At 62.9% G+C, this 19700-nt stretch carries 17 protein-coding genes; 7 read left to right on the top strand and 10 right to left on the bottom strand.

The window, feature by feature from the left end; translation table 11 throughout:
* The first annotated feature begins 37 nt into the window (after positions 1 to 37).
* Genes MTR64_RS04360 through MTR64_RS04350 form a run of 3 tightly spaced genes read left to right on the top strand, consistent with a single transcriptional unit; the run spans position 38 to position 2204 of the window.
* On the top strand, positions 38 to 850 hold the full coding sequence (locus tag MTR64_RS04360; RefSeq protein ID WP_243991182.1) for a phytanoyl-CoA dioxygenase family protein: 813 nt from the start codon (positions 38 to 40) through the stop codon (positions 848 to 850).
* Positions 851 to 880: 30 nt separating this feature from the next.
* Positions 881 to 1633, top strand: coding sequence for an SDR family oxidoreductase (locus tag MTR64_RS04355; protein WP_243991181.1), 753 nt, complete (start codon positions 881 to 883; stop codon positions 1631 to 1633).
* 19 nt (positions 1634 to 1652) lie between these two features.
* Entirely contained in the window at positions 1653 to 2204 is a 552-nt protein-coding gene (locus MTR64_RS04350; RefSeq protein ID WP_243991180.1) for a carboxymuconolactone decarboxylase family protein, read from the top strand.
* A 2-nt stretch (positions 2205 to 2206) separates the two neighbouring features.
* Here MTR64_RS04350 and MTR64_RS04345 read toward each other — a convergent pair whose 3' ends face one another.
* The 3 genes from MTR64_RS04345 to MTR64_RS04335 all read right to left on the bottom strand — a co-directional run bounded on the left by MTR64_RS04345 (position 2207) and on the right by MTR64_RS04335 (position 7808).
* Positions 2207 to 3841 (bottom strand): class I adenylate-forming enzyme family protein, encoded by a 1635-nt coding sequence (locus tag MTR64_RS04345; protein WP_243991179.1) that lies wholly within the window; start codon positions 3839 to 3841, stop codon positions 2207 to 2209.
* A gap of 150 nt (positions 3842 to 3991) precedes the next feature.
* Entirely contained in the window at positions 3992 to 6442 is a 2451-nt protein-coding gene (locus tag MTR64_RS04340; protein WP_243991178.1) for a TonB-dependent receptor, read from the bottom strand.
* Between the two features lie 265 nt (positions 6443 to 6707).
* Positions 6708 to 7808 (bottom strand): ecdysteroid 22-kinase family protein, encoded by a 1101-nt coding sequence (locus tag MTR64_RS04335; protein WP_243991177.1) that lies wholly within the window; start codon positions 7806 to 7808, stop codon positions 6708 to 6710.
* A 236-nt stretch (positions 7809 to 8044) separates the two neighbouring features.
* Between MTR64_RS04335 and MTR64_RS04330 the strand changes: the two genes are divergently transcribed.
* Complete coding sequence (locus MTR64_RS04330; RefSeq protein ID WP_243991176.1) at positions 8045 to 8245, top strand: hypothetical protein; 201 nt, start codon at positions 8045 to 8047, stop codon at positions 8243 to 8245.
* 18 nt (positions 8246 to 8263) lie between these two features.
* Here the strand turns inward: MTR64_RS04330 and MTR64_RS04325 are convergent, their stop codons facing one another.
* The 7 genes from MTR64_RS04325 to MTR64_RS04295 form a co-directional block, all read right to left on the bottom strand.
* Positions 8264 to 9415 (bottom strand): glycosyltransferase, encoded by a 1152-nt coding sequence (locus MTR64_RS04325; protein ID WP_243991175.1) that lies wholly within the window; start codon positions 9413 to 9415, stop codon positions 8264 to 8266.
* A gap of 4 nt (positions 9416 to 9419) precedes the next feature.
* The gene (locus MTR64_RS04320) at positions 9420 to 9938 is read right to left on the bottom strand and encodes a DUF2141 domain-containing protein (RefSeq protein ID WP_243991174.1); all 519 of its coding nucleotides are present in this window, start codon (positions 9936 to 9938) and stop codon (positions 9420 to 9422) included.
* Entirely contained in the window at positions 9935 to 10879 is a 945-nt protein-coding gene (locus MTR64_RS04315) for a hypothetical protein (RefSeq protein WP_243991173.1), read from the bottom strand. Before MTR64_RS04315 ends, MTR64_RS04320 begins: the two co-directional genes overlap by 4 nt.
* A gap of 31 nt (positions 10880 to 10910) precedes the next feature.
* Positions 10911 to 12095 (bottom strand): glycosyltransferase, encoded by a 1185-nt coding sequence (locus tag MTR64_RS04310; RefSeq protein ID WP_243991172.1) that lies wholly within the window; start codon positions 12093 to 12095, stop codon positions 10911 to 10913.
* 164 nt (positions 12096 to 12259) lie between these two features.
* Positions 12260 to 13015, bottom strand: coding sequence for a DUF2334 domain-containing protein (locus MTR64_RS04305; protein ID WP_243991171.1), 756 nt, complete (start codon positions 13013 to 13015; stop codon positions 12260 to 12262).
* A 72-nt stretch (positions 13016 to 13087) separates the two neighbouring features.
* Complete coding sequence (locus MTR64_RS04300; RefSeq protein WP_243991170.1) at positions 13088 to 14965, bottom strand: ABC-F family ATP-binding cassette domain-containing protein; 1878 nt, start codon at positions 14963 to 14965, stop codon at positions 13088 to 13090.
* 48 nt (positions 14966 to 15013) lie between these two features.
* A complete protein-coding gene (locus MTR64_RS04295) occupies positions 15014 to 15694 on the bottom strand; it encodes a TetR/AcrR family transcriptional regulator (protein WP_243991169.1) in 681 nt (226 codons plus the stop codon).
* 102 nt (positions 15695 to 15796) lie between these two features.
* On the opposite strand from MTR64_RS04295, the gene MTR64_RS04290 reads away from it, so the two are divergent.
* Genes MTR64_RS04290 through MTR64_RS04280 form a run of 3 tightly spaced genes read left to right on the top strand, consistent with a single transcriptional unit; the run spans position 15797 to position 19697 of the window.
* Positions 15797 to 16798 carry an efflux RND transporter periplasmic adaptor subunit gene (locus MTR64_RS04290; protein ID WP_243991168.1) on the top strand — a complete coding sequence of 334 codons (1002 nt, stop codon included), beginning with the start codon at positions 15797 to 15799 and terminating at the stop codon, positions 16796 to 16798.
* The gene (locus MTR64_RS04285) at positions 16795 to 18570 is read left to right on the top strand and encodes an ATP-binding cassette domain-containing protein (protein ID WP_243991167.1); all 1776 of its coding nucleotides are present in this window, start codon (positions 16795 to 16797) and stop codon (positions 18568 to 18570) included. Before MTR64_RS04290 ends, MTR64_RS04285 begins: the two co-directional genes overlap by 4 nt.
* The gene (locus MTR64_RS04280; protein ID WP_243991166.1) at positions 18567 to 19697 is read left to right on the top strand and encodes an ABC transporter permease; all 1131 of its coding nucleotides are present in this window, start codon (positions 18567 to 18569) and stop codon (positions 19695 to 19697) included. The genes MTR64_RS04285 and MTR64_RS04280 overlap by 4 nt, the downstream gene beginning before the upstream one ends.
* Positions 19698 to 19700 lie beyond the last annotated feature (3 nt).

Genomic DNA, 19700 nt, shown 5'->3' with positions numbered 1-19700 from the left:
GAGCAGGCTGCGGCCTGAGCCATTCGAGGGAGCATCCATGGACATTGTCACCGTTTCGCCCTGCCGCACGATCACGCCGGAGGAAGTGGCGCATTATCAGGAGAAGGGCTGGGTCCTCCTCAAGCGCTTTATCGAGCCCGAAATGATCGCAACGCTGTTGCGCAAGGCACAGGGCATCATGGGCGAGGACGGCGACAGCAATCCGCCCTACGGGATCGACCAGCCCTATTTCAATGCGCAGGCAGCCAGCGGTTACGCCGACCCTGCGGTGCGTCCCATGCTGCACGGTATCGGTGCCGCAGCAAAGGCACTGATGGCGCGCAAGGCCAACGTGCCTGTGCGGCTATTCAACGACTTCTTCGCACCCAAGCTGCCCGCAGCAAAGAAGACCCGCAACCAGGGCAATGGCGCCACCAGCTTCCATCAGGACTTCATCACTTTCGCAGTGGATCGTTCCGGCGGCATGACCTTCTGGATTCCGCTAGCAGGCTACGGACCCGAGGCCGGTACGATGTCCTTCATCGAAGGTTCGCACAAGCTGGGCGTACTGGGCAACTACACAAGCTATGACGGCAAGGACATCCGCGAGGTCTATCCCGAACTGGAGGACCTGCCGATGACCGAGCAGGTCACCTATGAACTGGGCGACGTTACCGCGCACAGTCACTTGACGGTGCACGGAGCGGGGCAGAACAATCTCGATGTTCCACGCTGGGCCTATCTGGTCCTGCCGCAGCCGGCCGACGCCCGCTGGAACGGCGCGCCGCCCGAGGCCTTCGTGCCCGATGCGCATGGGATGACGCCTTATGGCAAGTTCCCCGACGCGACATTTCCGATCATCGCCGACTAAGACACAACCGTTTGGGGAGAGAATATCACCATGAGTGAAGCCGAAGGGCGCAGGGTCGCCTTTGTGACAGGTGCAGCATCGGGGATCGGTCGGGCAACGGCGGAGGCTTTCGTGAAGGCCGGGTATGCGACTGTGCTGGTCGATCGCGATCCTGTAGCTGGTGCGAAGGCTCAAGGAGATCTCGAGGCTGTCGGAACATGCCGGTTTGTAGCATGCGATGTAACTGATGACGCCTCGGTTGCTGCGGCGGTAGCGGCAACCTTGTCCGCATTCGGGCGCCTCGATGCAGCCTTCAATGCGGCGGGTATCGACGGCGAGCACGGCAATCGTACAGCTGATTGCACGCTTGAGAACTGGAACCGTGTGCTGGCTGTCGATCTCACCGGTACTTTCCATTGCATGCGCCATCAGATCCCGGCGATGTTGCGGACCGGCGGCGGCGCCATCGTGAATTGTGCATCGGTGGCCGGGCTGGTTGGTGCGGCGACATTCGCGGCCTATGTCGCCGCGAAGCACGGTGTCGTGGGCCTGACCAAGACCGCCGCGCTGGAATATGCGCGCGAAGGGATCACGGTGAACGCGATCTGTCCGGGTACGATCAACACCCAAATGAACGCGAATCTGCCGCAGGACCTGCTGCAGAGCCTGCTTGATGCAAGCCCGATGGGGCGCCTGGGCGAGCCTTCGGAAATTGCTGCTACGGCGCTGTTCCTGTGCAGCGATGGCGGACGGTTCCTCAACGGTCAGGCCATTGCCGTCGACGGTGGCTGGACCACGCAATAACAGATCAGGGAGAAGCCCAATGACCAGAATACCCGCGCTCGATCCAGCGGCATTCAGCGAAGAGCAGAAAACCCTCGTGGGCGAATGGACTTACCTCGAATTCAGCCGCGTGCTGATCAACAGCCCGCGCATGTACGGCACGTTCGTGCCCTGGCTGAAGGAACTGATCGCCGATACCGTCTTGCCCGCGAGAGACCGCCAGATCGTCTGCCTGCGGGTACTGGAGCTGTGCGGCGACGTCTACGAGAAGACCCATCACGTCGTCATTTCGCGAAAGTGCGGCCTGTCAGACGACGAGATCCGTGCGTTCATCAGTGGCGAGGGTGAGGTCCTGACAGAGGATGATCACGATGTGCTGGCAGCGTGCGCGGAACTCTACAGCGAGCAGAGGATCGGCGATACCACATGGGCGCGTCTGGCCCGCCGTTATTCGCAGGAACAGATGATGGAGATCGTGTTCCTCGCCGGCTGCTATCACACCATGGGTATGCTGACGAAGAGCTTCGACATCAAGCTGGAGCCAGATCTCGAAAGCTTCAACGCCTTGCGGGACTACGCCGAACAGGACTGACTCTATGGGAAGAGACCGGCGAGTTGATCCAGCTTGAGCTTGCCGGTTGTGGTGCGCGGAATGTCGTTCTCGCTCACGAATAAAATGCGGCGCGGGACTTTGTAGCTGGATACGGTGCCGCGCAGCATTTCGCGCAGCAAATCAGCATCGGGTTCCGTCCCTTCTGCGGGCACCACTGCCGCCGCAACGATCTGGCCAAACTCGGCGTCGGGCAATCCAGTGACGACGCAGTTGGCGACGCCGGGCAATTCGCGCAGGGCCGCTTCGACTTCGAGACGGGACACATTGGCCGCGCGGGTCTTGATCATGTCGTTGCGGCGCGCGACGAAGGTCAGGTAGCCATCGGAGTCGATCCGCACGAGGTCGCCGGTCGGATAATAGCCATCGGGTGTGAACACTTCACAGCGCCGTTTCCCGTAGAAGCCGTTCATAAGGGCGCCGCCGCGCAGTTGAAGTTCGCCCACGTCTCCCGTAGTCACTTCCAATCCTGTTTCGGGATCGACAACGCGGCGTTCGTAGGCATTTACCGCACGTCCCGATGCACCCGGTTTATCGGCAGGCAAGCGGGCGTTGATCGGTTCGGCGCTGTGTGGGGCGAAGGTCTCGCTCATTCCCAGCATGTTCGACTGGAGGTGTGGCGGAATCAGTTCTCCGGCTTCATCGCGGAAGGGCCCGAGGCCGACGATGGCGTCCGCATCGATGCCGCGTTCTGTGGCAAGAGCGCGCAGGCGCACGAGGCCGTCACCCCAGCCGTTGAGCCGCGTGACACCACACCGCTGGATCGTTTCGAGCACCGTGTCGAGATCGGGTGAGGCCGGATAGACAAGCGTCGCACCCTGACTCAGGACCTGCATCGCCATGGCCATTCCGCCCAGCCAGAATGCCGGCAGCATCGGCAGCATGCGGTCACCGGCTTTCACCAGAAACAGCTTCGCCAGTTCGGGCGGGTGGCGCGTGACGTTCCACTGCGAATGCACCACCGCCTTGGGCAGCGAGGTGCTTCCGGAGGTGTAGACGATGACCGCCTCGTCGGCCGGACGGACTTGCGCTTCGGCAGCGGTCAGCAGCGATGGTGAGGGCGCGTCGTGGCCATCCGCCAGTGCCAACAGCCCTTCGACAGGCTCGCTCCATGGCAGGCCCGAGGGATCGTCCATCCAGATGCGGCGAAGATACGGTGCAGCGGTGATCTGAAGCTGCCCGGCCGTTGCTGCATCCAATTCGGGAAAAGCCACCGCCAGCTTCTCGCCATAATCGTGGCTGAGGAACCTGCGCGCCGCGAGCAGAAACTGCACGTCGCTGTTGCGCAGCATATGACCGAGTTCCTTGGGGCTGGCGAGCGTGCTCAGACAGGTCAGCAGGGCTCCTATCCGCAGGCTGGCCAGGAACGCCGTGATCCAGAATATGCCATCGGGGGCGAGCAGGGCGATGCGCGTCCCTTTGCCAGCGCCTGCGGTCAGCAATGCGCGGGCAAGCCGTGCACTCCTCTGATCGAGTTCCCTGTAGGTGATTGTCTCTGCGACGGTGGCAATGGCATCGGCCTCTCCCCGGTCCCTGACTGCTGCAGCCAGAAGGTCCGGCACGGTCGAGGGCACTTCTTCCAAGGCATCGGCTGGGACATGGGCATCGGTTTCAAGCATGGGGCATCTTTGCCTCTGCATTGTGAGGCGGTCACCGCCGTTGCATGGAACGCCACCAAGCTTCGTTCCAAGCCGCCACGCGCGGGGGAAACAAAAGGGCGGGCCGGTTGCCCGGCCCGCCAACTCCCCGAATGGCGCTGCTTTATGTTTTTACTGGAACATGCCCAGCGGGCGCAGCGTAAGTTTGATAAAGACACTTCGGCCCGGCTCGACCACGCAGCCAACGTCGTCGGTCTTGCCGGTCGGGTTGGTGGCCTGGCCGGTAACCTGCGCAAAGCGCGTGAACACGGTGGTGTTCTGCAGGTCGGTATTGGCGCAATAGCCGGCGCGCAGAACATCGTTGAGATTGTTGCCGATCAGCGAAAGCTCCCACCGGTCGTCTACGCCCTTCAAAGTGATGTAGGCATTCAGCTTGGCGTAGCCGCGCTGATAGTAGTCTTCGCGTTCTCCGATCACGGCCTTGTACTTCGTCGAGGCCTGCGCCGAACCGCCGAACACCAGATTCATGCTGTCCGAAATCGAGGTGTCGTAGTCGAAGCCGCCGATGACCTGCCACACGGGGGCCTTCTCCAACGGCTCGCCGCTGGCATCGGATGCTGTGAAAGTTTGCGGATTGGAGCCGGGAATTTCGGATTCCGTGCATCCCAGCGCAATAGTCTGGCCACCGTAGCATGGTACCCCATGCAGGCTCAGGAACTTGGCCCTGTTCCAGTTGACCGAGAGGTTGAGCCCCAGTCCGGGCACTTCAGGCGGGCGGTAGGTTGCGTCGAAGTCGATACCATAGGTGCGCGATGAACCGGCATTGAGCGTGCGCAATTCAGGAATGCCGTTCGTGTCGGCCGGCTGCGACACGCCAACCTGCAACCCCTTGAACTTGTAGTAGTAGAACGCGGTGTTGACGTTCAGGCTGCGGTCCGCCGTCCGTGCCTTGAAGCCGATCTCTCCGCCCTGAACCTTCTCGTCCCCAAACGAGTTGTCCTTGGTGGAACTGGCCGGTGTCGTGATGGAGTAGGAACCGGACTTGTAACCCTGCTTGAGGGCACCAAACACGGTGAAATTATCTGTAGGCGTATATGTGACCGTCAGTTCGGGCGACCAGTTTTTCGAATTGATCTTGGGGGTGATCAGATCGACCGGCGTGTAGGTGTTGGTTGCCGCGCTGGTCAGCGTGGTTGCGGCATCCTTGCGGGTTTCGTCGGTCCAGCGTACGCCGCCCGCGATCTCCAGCGTTTCCACCGGCTTCCAGCGGAGTTGTCCGAAAAGCGATGCGGATTTGATGTCCACGTCATGTGTGCCGGCCGTCAGTGTCGCCGGCAGGCCGAGAGCCGTATTGCCGCCGACGTAGATGCGGTTCTTCATCCGCGCATCCTGGTAATAACCGCCGACGAGGAAGTTGAGCGGCGAGTCCTTGAAGTCCGATTCAAGGCGCAGTTCCTGCGTCGTATCGCGCCGCTTGAAGTGATTGTCGGCAAACAGCGTCGGACCCGCAGCCCCTGAATAGACGCCGTTAGCCATCGTGTCGGTAGTGTTGTGATAGTAGGTTGTGGTCGAGGTGAGGGCGATATCGGGTGTGACGTTGTAGTCCATCTCCAGTACGCCGAAATGCTGCTTGATATCGGTGAAGGGAACCCCGCCGTTACGCAAGGCCGGTGAACCGTCCGGGAACACGCCGCCGAAGAAGTTGGCATCCATGCCGACGTATTCGACCTCTCTGTCTTCCCGGCATGGGTGCGTGCCGCCGAGGAACTGGATTCCCAGCGCGCCGGGGCCGGTTCCGTAAGGGCAGGACACGCCTTGCAGTGCCGACGGACTGTCGCTGTTGTCGCGAGTGACGTTGACCTTCAGCCGCGCCTTGAAATCGGTGCTGGGTTGCCAGAGGAGGGTGCCGCGGACGATCCAGTTCTCGTTGCTGCCGTTGCGGCCGCCAAGGGTCGTGCCGCCCAGACCGGGAAGTGCGACCGCCGTATTCTTGAAGTAGCCCTTTCGGTCCGACCATGTTCCGGCGAGACGCGCGCCAAGGGTGTCGGACAGAGGACCGGAGAGGATCAGTTCGGTGCGCGGTTCGCGCGCTTCGAACTCATAGCTGGCGCGGGCGATCACTTCGACTTCGTTGCCCGGATCGGCGGTCGTCAGCGCAATCACGCCGCCGGGGCTGTTCTTGCCGAAGAACAGTGCCTGTGGTCCCTTGAGGACTTCGGCCTGGGCCAGATCGAACAGGCCGCTCTTGAACGTCAGGCCCTGGCTGAACTGCTGGCCATCGATGTTGAGCGAGACGGACTGGTCGATACCGGCATCGAGCGCGCTGGTGCCGACGCCGCGCAGCGAGATCTGCGAACCGATGGCCAGTACCGATGTGCCCACGAACAGGCCGGGAACCTTGGTGGTGACGGCTTGCATGTCCGTGATCTGTGACTGCTGAAGGACCGACGAATCGAGAACGGTTTCGACGACCGGCACCTTGAGGATCGATTCCTGCCGCTTGCGCGCGGTAACGATGATCTCCGGGGCGCCCACGTCTCCGGCACTCTGTGCCTGCGCGACCGTCCAGGGCTCGACAAAGACCAGCGCAGTGGCCGCGAGCAGTGGAATCTTCCTGTTCATTGTTCCCCTCTCTCCCCTTTGGGGACCGAAGCCCTTCTGCGGGGCTGATATCCGTGCAGCGTCCTTACGCCCGACGGTCCGGTCCGTTTTCTCCCTTCCGGCTATTTGTGCCGGTTAGCGCCGCGACTTTAGACGTGGCTGGGGCGGCCTCAATCGCGGCTGCCCCGCAATGCTGGAACAGACAATGACATCGTTCTTGTCATTCCGGTGGGTTGCGGAAGAGCGCGCTGAATGGACATGTGTCAGTTCAGATGGTGACATATGTCTACAGTTGAACTTGCACGGAAATCTGGCCGATCCGTCCTGCCGTATCATGATCGAGCATCGCCATGGTCGAACGCATGGCGTTCACAGTGTTGACCGCTTCTGCCTGATAGTGTGACTCGGTCGTGATCCAGATGAAGTAGCCGTAGAGCAGGAACACCGCGTATTGTTTCATGGCTTCGTCAAAGTCCGGGGCAGGTGCTCCGGCCCGTTCCAGTTCATCGAGGTAATGCCGGACCAGGGCACCTTCCCACTTCGGTCGGTCAGCGACGTCCAGCGATCCGGAAATGTGATAGGCGACTTCCAGCATGCCGGGGCCGCGGCTCGCCAGCGTATCGAGGAAACCCGGCGTGCCGTCTTGTTCGATGTAGAGGTTGCCGAGGTGAATGTCGCCGTGCAGCACGCAATGCGGAAGGCCTGCTGCATAGGCCATCATTCTTTCCCATGAATCGACCAGCCAGTCCCGGTTCTGAAAATAGCGGGAGGTGGCAACTCCGCGCGGGGCAGCCATGAACCGGGCCCAGTTTTCTGGCGAACTCTTCTCGTCGAAGAAATGCTGCATGACCGGGAAGAAGCCCGGCAGGTCCGCCCAGCGTCCGCCGGGCTCCAGTTCCGGGCTCGCCCAGGTCGCGGCGTGAAAACGGGCGAGGTATCCCAGCCGTCGGGCAACCTGTTCGTGCGTTTGCGGCCTTGTGGCATGGCAGAATTCCACGCCCTTGGCGACGAGGTCCTCCATGATGATGATGCCCTGCTTTTCCTGCTCGTCGTACTCGGCGAAAAAGCAGGCAGGGTGCGGCAGCGGCACATGCGGATACACGTCACGATAGCCGCGGACCTCACGCTCATGCATCTGGTGATAGCGCCGCCCGTGTTCCTCGAAGCCCCCCTTTACGATGACCAGTTCGGGGATGCCTGCCGCGACCGCGGCCTCGTCCCGATCCAGTCGCAGGCGAATCTTGCTGCAGGTCGAAAACACGGTGTCCACAACCTCGCATGCGCGAATCGTGACTCCGGGGGTCCGGGTTCGCAGGGCGGTCGTGATCCAGTTCGCAGTGATGCCTTCGACTTGGACGGGCAGGGGGAACGGGTTTGATTCGGACATGCATGCTTCCGTGCGGCAACCGCTGTGCGGCCTGTTTGGCTGCCACGATTAGAGCCGGAATTTCGGGCGTTGCGACCCGTCAGCCTTAGGACAAAGACGGCGCGCGTTCTGCACCTTCCGGTTGCGGTTGCCTGTCTGACGGGTTTGTGACACGCTGCCGCACGGCTTGATCGCCATCGTCGGGACCACTAGCCGGGCCTCAGGGTTCAGCGGAACAATCCGGGGGTGTTATTGTCATGCGCAAGGGTCTGTTCCGGACGACGTTGCCGGGCCTTGGCGAGTGCGCGCGCGTCGATATGAGCGCAGGTGATGCCGCCCCGTATCTGGAGCGCGAGATGTATGTCCTGCTCGGCTTCAAGCCGGGTTTCGATCAGCTTCCGGAACAGTCGCGGGATTGCGCCCAGACGCCCCGGTCGCTGTGGCAGGGATGGGGCTGACAGGGCAAGAACGGCTGTTCAGGCCGCGCGGCGCTCGATGCGCGATGTCGCAGCGTAAGCGGCGAACAGATCCTCGAAATGCTCATGCATCGACCGTGCCCGCGCGTAGGGCCTCGGGCGGCTGACAGCGACTTCGCGTATGGCCTGCGCCATCGATACCGGATCGCAGGCCGTATATGCCTGTCCGGCACCGTCCTGCGCATGATCGAGAGCGCCTCCGGCATCAGGGACGATGACCGGCACGCCGCTGGCGCGGGCTTCGGCTGCTACCATGCAGAACGTTTCGGCTTCGCAGCCGTGGACAAGCGCATCGGCACTGGCGAGAATGCGCGCGAAGACTTCGCGGCTGCGTTCCGGCGCGAGGAGACGGATGTGCGGATTGCCGGCGATGGTACGCAGGATGGTGCGTTGTTCGCGTCCTTCCCCGAGCATGACAAGGCCGATCGGCAACCCCCTGCTGGCCGCATTTACGGCTTCGACCACCATCGGCCAGCGCTTTTCCGGTGCGAGCCGGCCTACTGCGAGCAAGAGTGTCGCATTTTCCGGCATTTCGCAGGCAGCGAGAAGGTGCGCGCGCAGTGCAGGATCGCGGTGGCCGGGTGAGAAACACCCTGATTCGACGCCCATCGGGATCGTGATCGTGTTGGCGACGCCGCCTTCGCGCAGCCGCCGGGACAAGTCTCCGTTGGCGCAGACGACATGGTCGAACATGCGGCTGTTGCGGCGAAGGTGTTCCCAGAACATCGAGAACTGCCGGTCAATCGTCTCGCGCGAGAAGATCTGCCCGAACCACCGGTAGGCATAGGCCGAAAGCGGATCCGCGTGCATGACCAGGCTGCGCGGTGCGTTTCCTTTCCAGTCGGCGACGAGGCTTGCACTACGCCAGGGGGAAGTTGCTTCCACAAAGTCAGGCGCCTCGGCGTCCAGCACGGCGTGGAGGCGATCGGGCTCGTTGAAATACCAGTATTTGCGGTCGAGCGGGAAGCGGGGGCTGCGAATGAAGACGATGCGGGCGCCGGGGCCACGCTCGATCACGGCGTCTTCATCGCCCGGCGCGACGATCACGATTTCGTGGCCGAGTTTCGGGCCGGTCTTGAGCTTCTGTTCAACGTAAGTGCGGACACCGCCGCCCTGCGGGGAATAGAAGGCGCATACATCGACGATCTTCATCGGATCACTTCCTCCGGTCCAGCGGCGCCACGCCCAGGCCGCGGAGGTAATTGAGGACGATGGTTATTCGGGTCAGGCCCGGTCCCGCGGTGGCGGTGGCCTTGCGGGCTTTCGGTTTGCCCCAGCCCAACCGCGGGTTGCCTGCGAAGCCGATGCCGTCGATCGTCCAGTTGAACTTGCGATCCTCGTTCCTGTCATGCAGCAGGCTGACTGCATAAGTGCCGGGCCCCGGCAGGCGAATGCAAAGCTCCGGTGTGCCCGAGGACGGCACCGGCACTTCCACGCGCCGGAAGGTCTTGCCCTCGCTGATGAGGATGTTGTCGTCCTGCAGGAAGTCGTCTTCGCTGTCGGGATAGACTTCCAGCTTGAGGTTGCCCTGACGGTCCCTGAGTCCATCGACTGTAACCAGAAACGCAGGCCCCTTTTCGCCGGGCTTGCACTGCCCCTCGGCCTTGCCGAGATCAGGGGTTGAAGGGATCGTTGCGGCCGCCAGCAAGGGCAGGGCAAGGAGAGCCGTGGTCATCCCCGTTTCTCCGGATTGGCCAGATCGTTGACGGCGATGGCGCCGCCCAGAACGAGGTGCGTGGCGAGGATGAGCCCGGCCATCAGCGTCATCAGCACGCCGATGTCATGTTCATGGCCCAGCACGAGCACAGCGATACCGGCGAACAGGAGGTCCTTGTTCGGCATCAGCGGCAACCGCGAGACCAGCAGGCGCAGGGTCGAGAGATAGAGCCACCACGACAGCGGGACCTGCGGCAGCACCAGATGCCAGAGAATGGCCAGCAGAACCGCGGACAGGATGATGCGGGCCAGATGAACCTGCGTGATCATGATCAGTTCGCCCCGTGCCAGCGAGAACACGCGGCGGCGGAACACCATGGCGAACAGCGAGATCGCGAGGATGACGCCGAGCGAAAGGGTCAGGGTGCGGCTGTCAAGGCCGAGCTGTGTCGCGCCCAGCATCGGGAACGCCACGAACAGCAGGCCCATGGTCACGGCGTTGCCTGTGATCGCCGAGAGGATCGCGACGTCCTTCACCGCTCCGAACGGGGCGGCTTCGAGCGAAACACGGCGTCGGGCCCAGGTGTAGAAGTAGGCTTCGCCGAGATACCCGAGCAGGAGATCGTTGTAGACCTTCTTGCGCAGCAGTGCGAGGAAGCCGGCCGGAGGGATCTGCCACAGCTTGCGGAAAATGAACCATTCGCTCGCAGGCGAGATCATATAGTAGGCGGTAAAAGTGATCCAGAAAGCGGGGCTGGCCGGGACCATGCCTGCCAGACGCGGGATGTTGACGCCGCCCATTTCATGGATGACGGCAACGATCACCGCCAGCGACAGCAGGATCGAGAAGACGGCGTTGCGTCCGCGATGGTCGTCGCGGTCCTGAGGCTTCAGCTCGATGGCGGGTGCGCCATTGAGGACCGGCATCTCGGAGGCCAGGGCGGCAGAGGGTTCGGACACGAAATTCTCCGGAAGGATCTGTGGTTCAGCGCTAAGGGTGGCGGCTTGCACTCGGGGACATCACGTCCAGTGCGCGCTGATGGTTGGTCTTGCGGCGGTGGCTGCTGCTGAGTTCCGACATCATGTCGAGGTAGCGGTGTGCAGCGTTTTCGGTTTCGTAGGTCGCGGCGATGGCCCGGGCCCGGTTGCGGTCGGTCTGGAACTGGCGGATTCGGATGAGGCCGTCGGCAAACTGCTCCTCATCGCCGCGTGGCACGAGCAGGCCGGTTCGGCCCTGATCAAGCAGGCAGGCCATACTCACGCAGCAATCGGTCGCGAGGATCGGCAATCCCGCGGCAAGCGCCTCGACGATGACGCCGGGAAGCCCTTCGTAGTCCGAACTGAGCACGAACGTGTCGGATTCCGCCAGAAGCGGGTCGATAGTGGCGAGATGACCGGGAAAGCGGACGCGATCGGCGACGCCGAGTTTGGCAGCGAGTTGTTCGAGTGCGGCGCGCTCCGGACCTTCACCGGCGATCGTCAGCGTATCGTGCGGGCGGGAGGCACGGGCAAAAGCACGCAGGAGCATCGAAAAATTCTTCTGCGGCACTAGCCGTCCGGCCGTGAGATAACTGGTGCTCCAGGCCGAGGTGGGTTCCCTCTCTATCTGGCCAAGGTTCTTCAGGCGCTTTCGGGTCACGACCGGGTTGGCAATCACCGGTACTTGCCGGGGGTCAGCAAGCGTGGTGCTGCAGATCTCCCGCTGCATCGGTTCGGAAAGGCTGACAAGGCGATCGAACAGCGCCCCCTGGACGCGCAGCCAGCCAGCGTAGCCATGCCGCATGACAGCGGGCATGTCCGGCCGCTCAAGCGCGTTGCTGACCTTGAGGACCATCGGTGGAGCATGTTCGCCCAGCAGCACTTTCATGGCCGCCGCCACGATGGCGTAGGTGTTTCCCGGGCAGAACAGGACATCGCTCTTGTGGCTCAGCAGATAACTGAAAAGGCAATGCACCATCCACGGCGTTTCCCAGGAGGCCGTCGGCAAACGGGTGGGAATGCGCCAGTAATCAAGCGCCGGCGCGCTGCACAGGTTCGGGCTGCCTGGTCGCCCCAGCACTACCGTGACCTGGTGTCCGGCGCGATCCCACTCGGTTGCAAGACCGAGCGCGACGCGTTCGACGCCGCCCGGATCAAGGCTGTGGATCGGTATTGTGATCCTGAGAGGTCGTTGCATGATTGTTCAGACGCCGCCACCAATTCCCGTCCGCAGTTAACAGACGGAAAGTTTTCTGAATTCGGGGCGCGTGTATGGACGGTGCATGTCGTGTTTGTGACGGCGGCAATCGTTGTCATCCGGCTGACGTGGTGTCGCCAGAAAAATGCCATCATCGACGCAAGCTATTGAAGGTCAGCGTATTTCGATGGTTGATGAGTGGCCGCGAAGCGATCGAGCGTCGTGCCAATGCTGGCAAGCAGCGAGGATTTGGTGACGTCACCGGGATGCACGGCGATGCGAACCGTCCGGGAGAACGGCAGCGCCTGCCGGGCGAGGGCGGCAAAGGCGAGTGAGGATGCAGTCCGCGCCCCGGAACGACTTGCCCAGGTGATGACCGGTCCTTTGGCCAGAACAGCGCCGGTAACCGGATTCCAGACTTTCCAGTGATCTTCGGCCATCGGAAATCCCAGCGCCTTCAGGGCTGCGTGCGCGCCGTCGCCATAGAGCCAGGCGGGCGCGATGAAGCCTGCAGTTTCACGGCCGATCACGTCCTCGATCAGGGCCTTGCCATCGCGCATCCGTTGTAACGCGGTGGTCTCGTCAAGGCCGAGAAATTCGCCTTCGCCGGCGGTCATGTGCTTCGCCTTGAACTGGGCCGTGCCGCTGTGGGTGGCGGTATCCTTGTGGAACCAGCCATGGACGAACATCTCGATGCCGGAATCCGACCAGGCACGAAGCCTTGTCTGAAACGCGGTGTTCTCGCGCAAGGGGTGCTGGCCCCAATGGTCCGGCACCACCAGCATGGCGAAACGCGGGCCGCCGAGACGTGCTTCAAGGATGCCGGCAAGTTGATCGACCTGCCGTTCGGAACCGGGACCGACGTCGTGAATGGAGGCCAGAAGGCGTTTGTCGGCGTGGGGCAGGGGCATGGCTCGCATCTAGGTTCGAATGATGACGACGCCGCGACAATGCCAGATCCGCAGTCAAGCCGCGAAAGATTTGCCGTGCGATCAGCCGCCCATGACTTCTTCGAGCGCCTCATTGGCTTCGAGCCAGGCCATTTCGGCTTCTTCCAGCTCCGTCGCTACGGCCGTATGGCGCTTGCCGATTTCGCCGATGCCGAGGTTCCTGAGATCGCCTTTCGCGCTGGCAGGATCGAGCAGCGCGGCATCGAGTGCCGCGAGCTGCTGCTGCAACCGGCTCATCCGCGTTTCCGCCTCGGTGACCTTGCGGCGAAGCGCCTTCAGTTCTTCGCGGGCGAGTGTGCCGCCCTTGCGGGCTGGCTTGTCATCGGTCTTGCCCGGTTTGTCGGCGGATTTGGGCTGGTTCCGGCCGAGCACGAAATCGATGTAGTCCTCCATCGATCCGTCGTAGTTGGTCGCGGTGCCCTGATCGACCAGCACCAGCCGGTCTGCCGCCAGCTCGACCATGTGCCGGTCGTGGCTGACGAGGACCACCGCGCCTTCGAAGGCGTTGAGCGCCTGCACCAGCGCCTCGCGCGCATCGACATCGAGGTGGTTGGTCGGCTCGTCGAGGATCAGCAGGTGCGGTGCATCGCGCGTGACCAGAGCGAGCGCCAGCCTTGCACGCTCGCCGCCGGACAGCGTCCGGGTCTCGGCGGTGGCCCTGTCGCCTGAAAAGCCGAAACGGCCAAGCTGGCCGCGTACGGCCAGCGGCGGCTTGTCCGCCATGGCCCGGGTCATCAGTTCCAGCGGGGTCGAGCCCGATGGCAGTTCTTCCACCTGATACTGCGTGAAATAGCCGATCCTGATCTTGGGCGAGTAACTGAGCTGCCCTTCCATCGGCTCCATCTGGCGTGCGATCAGGCGCGCGAGGGTGGTCTTGCCGTTGCCGTTGCGGCCCAGCAGCGCAATCCGGTCTTCCGGATCGATCCGCAGGTTGAGCCGCCGCAGCACCGGCTCGCCCGGCGTGTAGCCAACGGCGGCGAGGTCCATGGTGATCAGCGGCGGGCGCAGTTCGTCCGGGCTGGGAAAGTCGAAGCTCATCGAGGGATCTTCGCTCATCGCCGCGATTGGCTGCATCTTCGCCAGCATCTTGGCACGCGACTGCGCCTGCTTGGCAGTGGAGGCGCGGGCCGAGTTACGGGCCACATAGTCGGCCAGCTTCTTGCGCTGGGCTTCCTGATTGGCTCGCGCGGCGGCGGCCTGCGCCGCTCGTTCCGCACGCAGGCGCTCGAAGCTGTCGTAGCTGCCGGGATAAAGCGTCAGCCTGCCGCCCTGCAGGTGCAGGATGTGGTCGGCCACGGTGTTGAGCAGATCGCGCTCGTGGCTGATGATCAGCAGAGTGCCCGGATAGCTCTGCAGGAATGTTTCGAGCCACAGCGTCGCTTCGAGGTCGAGGTGGTTCGAAGGCTCGTCGAGGAGCAGCACGTCGGGCTGCGAGAACAGCAGGGCTGCCAGCGCCACGCGCATCTTCCATCCGCCCGAGAAGCTGTCGAGCGGGCGGGCCTGCATGGCCTCATCGAAACCCAGGCCGACCAGAATGCGCGCAGCGCGTGCCGGCGCGGCGTAGGCATCAATGGCGATCAGCCGGTCATGCACGTCGCCGAGGCGGTGGGGATCAGTGCAGGTTTCGGATTCGGCGAGCAGGGCGGTGCGTTCGGTGTCGGCTTCCAGCACCGCCTCGAACGGCGTGCGCGTGCCGCTCGGGGCTTCCTGTGCGATATAGCCCAGACGTGCCCGCTTGGGCATTTCGATGGAGCCGCCATCGGGTTCCAGTTCGCCGATGATCGTCTTGACCAGCGTCGACTTGCCAGCGCCGTTGCGCCCGATGAGGCCGGTCTTGCCGCCCTGGGGAAGCGTCGCGCTCGCGCCATCGAGGATGGTGCGGCCTCCAAGGCGCACGGTGATGTCTCGGATCGTCAGCATGGGCGCGCGCCTAGCAGGCGGACGCGCAAAGCCCAAGCGTTTGCAGGATCACTTTGCGTGTTCGCGCGCGATGGCCTCAAGCCCGCCGATCGCGAAGGTGTAGAGATGGTCGACCACCACGTCCTGCGGACATTGGATGATGGGCCCTGAAAGCGGCGTGGTGATGCGGCCCACCACGAAGAGAACGGCACTGGGGGCACCAACGCTGATGGCACAGCGCAGCAGACAGGGGTCACCGGCGGGAACGCCTGTAATCTCGGACAGGAGCCGGGATACGAGCTGAAATTTGGGCGGCATTTCCTCCGCAAACAGGACGTCCAGATGCGATGTCGGGGAAAGCAGTTCACGTGCCAGAACATGAGCGTTCCAACTCCGCCCCCCCATGGCGCGCGAGACGATGAGCTCTAGAAGCTTGCGCAATCTTGCATGCGGTGGCTCGGGTGCATTCACGATTGCGTCGAGTTCGGCGACACTTATGAGCCGGCGGTGGGCCTCGGCCAAAACCACGTCATAGAGCCCGTCTCGGCTGACGAAGTGGTAGTTGATCGAGGCGATATCGACTTCGGCGCTCGCGGCGATGGCCTTGCTTGTCGTCTCAGCGAAACCTTTGTCGCCGAAAAGCTGACCGGCAGCCTCGATGATTCGCGCACGCGTGGCGTCTCCGTCAGGACGGGGCGTTCGCATTACGCGGGCCCGGTTGAGCGGGCGTGTGTCGGTATCCATCTCCATTCCGGCTGGACACTACTTTACTCACAATTTAAATGCAATTTAGATTGAAGCGGGACTCGCGTGTAACCGCCATCTGCAATCGAGCTACCGGGACGACCCTTGATGAAGAAACTGATTCCCGCATTCATCCTCGCGGGTGTGGTTCTGGCCGCGCTGTTCCTCTGGTGGGGATTTCGCGGCGATGCCAATGCCAATACTCTGGTGTTGCAGGGCAATGTCGATGTCCGGCAGGTCTCGCTGGCTTTCGACGGCAGCGGTCGCATCGAGGCCGTCCACGCCGAAGAGGGGGACCGGGTGAAGGCCGGCGATCTGCTGGCGGTCCTGGACACGCAGACGCTGTCGCTGGAAGCCGCGCAGGCAGAAGCCAGAGTGGGAGCAGACCGGCAGAACCTGCTGCGGATGCAGAACGGTTCGCGTCCCGAGGAAATTGCTCAGGCCCGGGAACGCCTCGCCGCCGCGCAGGCCGACGCCACGCGGGCCGCTGCGGATCTCGCCCGCTTGCGTGAAGTGGCGGCGAACACGGGTGGCAAGGGCGTAAGCGATCAGGAGATCGATCGCGCGGCCAGCGCGGCCAAGGCGTCGAAGGCCCAGGCGGATCAGGCCAGCGAGGCCTTGCAACTGACGATCAAGGGGCCACGCACCGAAGATGTCGAAGCCGCAAAGGCGCAGCTCAAGGCCTCGCAGGCGGCTTTCGCGCTTTACCGGCACCGGATCGATCAGGGGGAACTGCACGCGCCTGAAGATGCGGTCGTGCGTTCGCGCCTTGCCGAGGTGGGGGACATGGCCTCGCCGCAGCGGCCGGTGTTCGAACTGGCGCTGACCAGCCCGAAATGGGTTCGCGTCTATGTCAACGAAACGGATCTCGGTAAGGTCAAGCCGGGCATGGCGGCGCAGGTCACGACAGACAGTGCCCCCGACAAGCCGGTGCCGGGCAAGGTGGGCTACATTTCCTCCGTTGCCGAATTTACGCCCAAATCGGTCGAGACCGAGGAACTGCGCACTGCTCTGGTTTACGAAGTGCGCGTAAGGGTGGACGACAAGGACGGGGCATTGCGTCTTGGCCAGCCGGTGACGATCAAGCTCGAGCTCGGAACCGGGGAGTGAATGACACGCCGCCCAGCGTTGTCATCAAGGCGTTGAGCAAGACGTTCGACGGACCCGATGGCAAGCCGTTCCAGGCCATCGACGGTATCTCGCTGTCGATTCCGCCCGGTACGCTGGCGGCGGTCGTGGGGCCTGACGGAGCGGGGAAAACGACGCTGATGCGCATGATGGCCGGGCTGCTCCGGCCAGATGGCGGACGGCTCCATGTTCTTGGCATCGATCTCGCCGAGGATGCGCAGGAAGTGCAGAACCGCATCAGCTACATGCCGCAGCGTTTCGGTTTGTACGAAGATCTCTCGGTGCAGGAAAACCTGGACCTCTATGCCGACCTGCATGGCGTGCCTGCCGATGTCCGGGTAGAGCGCTTTTCGCGTTTGCTGGCGATGACCGATCTCGCGCACTTCACCGACCGTCCGGCCGGGAAGCTTTCGGGCGGCATGAAGCAGAAGCTGGGGCTTGCCTGCACGCTGGTGCGGGTGCCCGACCTGCTCCTGCTCGATGAGCCGAGCGTCGGCGTCGATCCGCTGTCCCGGCGCGACTTGTGGGAGATCATCGAGCAACTCATCGAGTCAGACGGGCTCAGCGTGATCGTCAGCACAGCCTACATGGATGAGGCTGAACGCTGCGATCATGTGTTCGTGATGAACCGGGGAATGCTGCTTGCAGACGGGACCCCGGACGAATTGAAAGCGGGGGCCAGGGGGCTGACCCATGTCGTCTCGCCCGACGATGGTGTGCCTGCCCGCGACCTTCAGGCGCGGATGATCGATGCCCCCGAACTCGTAGTCGATGCGGTACCCAGCGGCGGGCAGGTTCGCTTCATCTGCCAGCCGGGCTGTAACGAAGCCGCGTTGAAGGCACTGCTGCATGATTGCGACTGCCAGCCGCGCGAAGAGGAACTCGAAGACGCCTTCATGCTCCTGTTGCATCAACATGACGACGGGCATGGTGACGCGTCTTCGCCGCCTCCGCTGGCTTCGCAAGCGCCCGCAGTGGCGACGAACGGTAACGGCGACGGTCCGGTGATCGTGGTGCGTGATCTGGTGAGGCGGTTCGGTGACTTTACAGCGGTTGCCAACACCAGTTTCGAAGTCAAGCGCGGCGAGATCTTCGGATTGCTGGGGCCGAATGGCGCGGGCAAGACGACGACTTTTCGCATGCTCTGCGGCTTGCTTCCGGCGACCAGTGGCGAGCTTTTGGTTGCCGGCGTCAACTTGCGCAACGCGCGGGCCGCCGCCCGGGCGCGCATCGGCTATGTGGCGCAGAAGTTCTCGCTCTATTCGAATCTTTCGGTTTACGAGAACCTCGATTTTTTCGGCGGCGCCTATGGCCTGCGGGGCAAGGAGCGACGTGACCGGGTGAACGAGATCATCCGCCAGTTCGACCTCGATCCGGATGTTCATTCCGGCAATCTGCCGCTGGGCTACAAACAGCGTCTCGCGATGGCGGCAGGGCTGTTGCACCAGCCTGAAATCCTTTTCCTCGACGAACCGACAAGCGGTATCGATCCGCTCGCCCGGCGGGCCTTCTGGCGCACCATCACGGCCTTGTCGCAGTCCGGTGTGACGGTGGTGGTGACCACCCATTTCATGGAGGAAGCCGAGTACTGCGACCGTATCGCGATTCAGGATGCCGGACGCCTGCTGGCGCTGGGCACGCCGCGCGGAGTACGGGAGCGTTCCGGCATCGTGTCGGGCCACATGAACGAAGCTTTCATCGCTATTGTGGAGAAGGCGCGGGCGGCAGAAGCAGAAGGGCAGGAGGCTGCGTGAGCAACGCCGCGTTCAAGACCCGGCTCATTGCCCTTGTTCGCAAGGAGACCCGCCAGATGCTGCGCGACCGCAGCAATCTGCTGGTGGGCCTGATCCTGCCCGTCGTGCTGATCCTGCTATTCGGATACGGTCTCTCGTTCGACGTCAAGAACGCACCCATAGCAGTAGTGATGGAGAGCAATTCGGCAGCCGCGCGCGAAGCTGTCTCAGGGCTCGCCGGATCACGCTATCTGGTGCCGGTGGAAGTTACCAGCATGGCCGAGGCAGATGCCCTGCTGCGGGCAGGCAAGGCCGATGCCATCGTGCGTGTACCGATCGACTTCGCCGAGCAGCAGGCCAGGGGCAACGCGCAAGTGCAGTTGATCCTGAACGGTATAGATTCCACCACGGCGACCAGTCTTGAAGCGTATATCAATGGCGCCATTGGCACGGTTGCCTTGCGGCGAATGGACCGGGGAAAGAGTGGCGCCGGGAGCACAGGCAGCATCGTGCTGGCGCAGCGGATCTGGTTCAACGAAGCCGGGATCAGTACCTGGTACCTCGTGCCCGGGCTGGTCGCGCTGATCATGACGCTGGTCGGTGCGTTCCTGACCTCCATGCTGATCGCGCGCGAATGGGAACGCGGCACGCTGGAGGCCCTGTTCGTTACGCCGGTGCGTCCCCTCGAACTCGTGCTGGCCAAGATTGCGCCCTACCTGCTCATCGGTCTGCTCGATCTGGCCATGTGCATTTTAGCCGCCCGCATCCTGTTTCAGGTGCCGATCAGGGGATCATTGCTGGCCATCCTCATCACATCGATAGCGTACCTGGTCGTATCGTTGCTGATGGGATTGTTCATTTCCGGGGTGACCCGCAATCAGTTTGCCGCGAGCCAGATGGCACTGCTGACCAGTTTTATGCCTGCCATGATGCTGTCCGGGTTCGTGTTCGACCTGCGCAACGTGCCCTTTGCGGTGAAGGTCGCGAGCCAGATCGTGCCGGCCACCCATTTCATGGGCGTGATCAAGACCCTGTTCCTGGCCGGAACCGACTGGGCCATGGTGGCGAAAGGTTGCGTGATCATGCTCGGCTACGCTTTGCTGCTGCTGGCTCTGACCTGGCGCACCGTTCGCAAGAGACTGGACTAGAGC

This window comes from Novosphingobium album (ex Hu et al. 2023), from assembly GCF_022832385.1.
GTDB classification, from domain to species: Bacteria; Pseudomonadota; Alphaproteobacteria; order Sphingomonadales; family Sphingomonadaceae; genus Novosphingobium; species Novosphingobium album.
The sequence above is the reverse complement of the archived record's forward strand: the minus strand, read 5'-3'. Positions and strand labels throughout refer to the sequence as shown.

Bases quoted from the DNA above. Each gene is read 5' to 3' on its own strand.
- MTR64_RS04325 (WP_243991175.1), bottom strand. From the start codon at position 9,415: ATGAAGATCGTCGATGTATGCGCCTTCTATTCCCCGCAGGGCGGCGGT.
- MTR64_RS04310 (WP_243991172.1), bottom strand. From the start codon at position 12,095: ATGCAACGACCTCTCAGGATCACAATACCGATCCACAGCCTTGATCCG.
- MTR64_RS04295 (WP_243991169.1), bottom strand. From the start codon at position 15,694: ATGGAGATGGATACCGACACACGCCCGCTCAACCGGGCCCGCGTAATG.
- MTR64_RS04330 (WP_243991176.1), top strand. From the start codon at position 8,045: ATGCGCAAGGGTCTGTTCCGGACGACGTTGCCGGGCCTTGGCGAGTGC.
- MTR64_RS04335 (WP_243991177.1), bottom strand. From the start codon at position 7,808: ATGTCCGAATCAAACCCGTTCCCCCTGCCCGTCCAAGTCGAAGGCATC.
- MTR64_RS04360 (WP_243991182.1), top strand. From the start codon at position 38: ATGGACATTGTCACCGTTTCGCCCTGCCGCACGATCACGCCGGAGGAA.
- MTR64_RS04345 (WP_243991179.1), bottom strand. From the start codon at position 3,841: ATGCTTGAAACCGATGCCCATGTCCCAGCCGATGCCTTGGAAGAAGTG.
- MTR64_RS04290 (WP_243991168.1), top strand. From the start codon at position 15,797: ATGAAGAAACTGATTCCCGCATTCATCCTCGCGGGTGTGGTTCTGGCC.
- MTR64_RS04355 (WP_243991181.1), top strand. From the start codon at position 881: ATGAGTGAAGCCGAAGGGCGCAGGGTCGCCTTTGTGACAGGTGCAGCA.
- MTR64_RS04340 (WP_243991178.1), bottom strand. From the start codon at position 6,442: ATGAACAGGAAGATTCCACTGCTCGCGGCCACTGCGCTGGTCTTTGTC.
- MTR64_RS04305 (WP_243991171.1), bottom strand. From the start codon at position 13,015: ATGCGAGCCATGCCCCTGCCCCACGCCGACAAACGCCTTCTGGCCTCC.
- MTR64_RS04320 (WP_243991174.1), bottom strand. From the start codon at position 9,938: ATGACCACGGCTCTCCTTGCCCTGCCCTTGCTGGCGGCCGCAACGATC.
- MTR64_RS04350 (WP_243991180.1), top strand. From the start codon at position 1,653: ATGACCAGAATACCCGCGCTCGATCCAGCGGCATTCAGCGAAGAGCAG.
- MTR64_RS04300 (WP_243991170.1), bottom strand. From the start codon at position 14,965: ATGCTGACGATCCGAGACATCACCGTGCGCCTTGGAGGCCGCACCATC.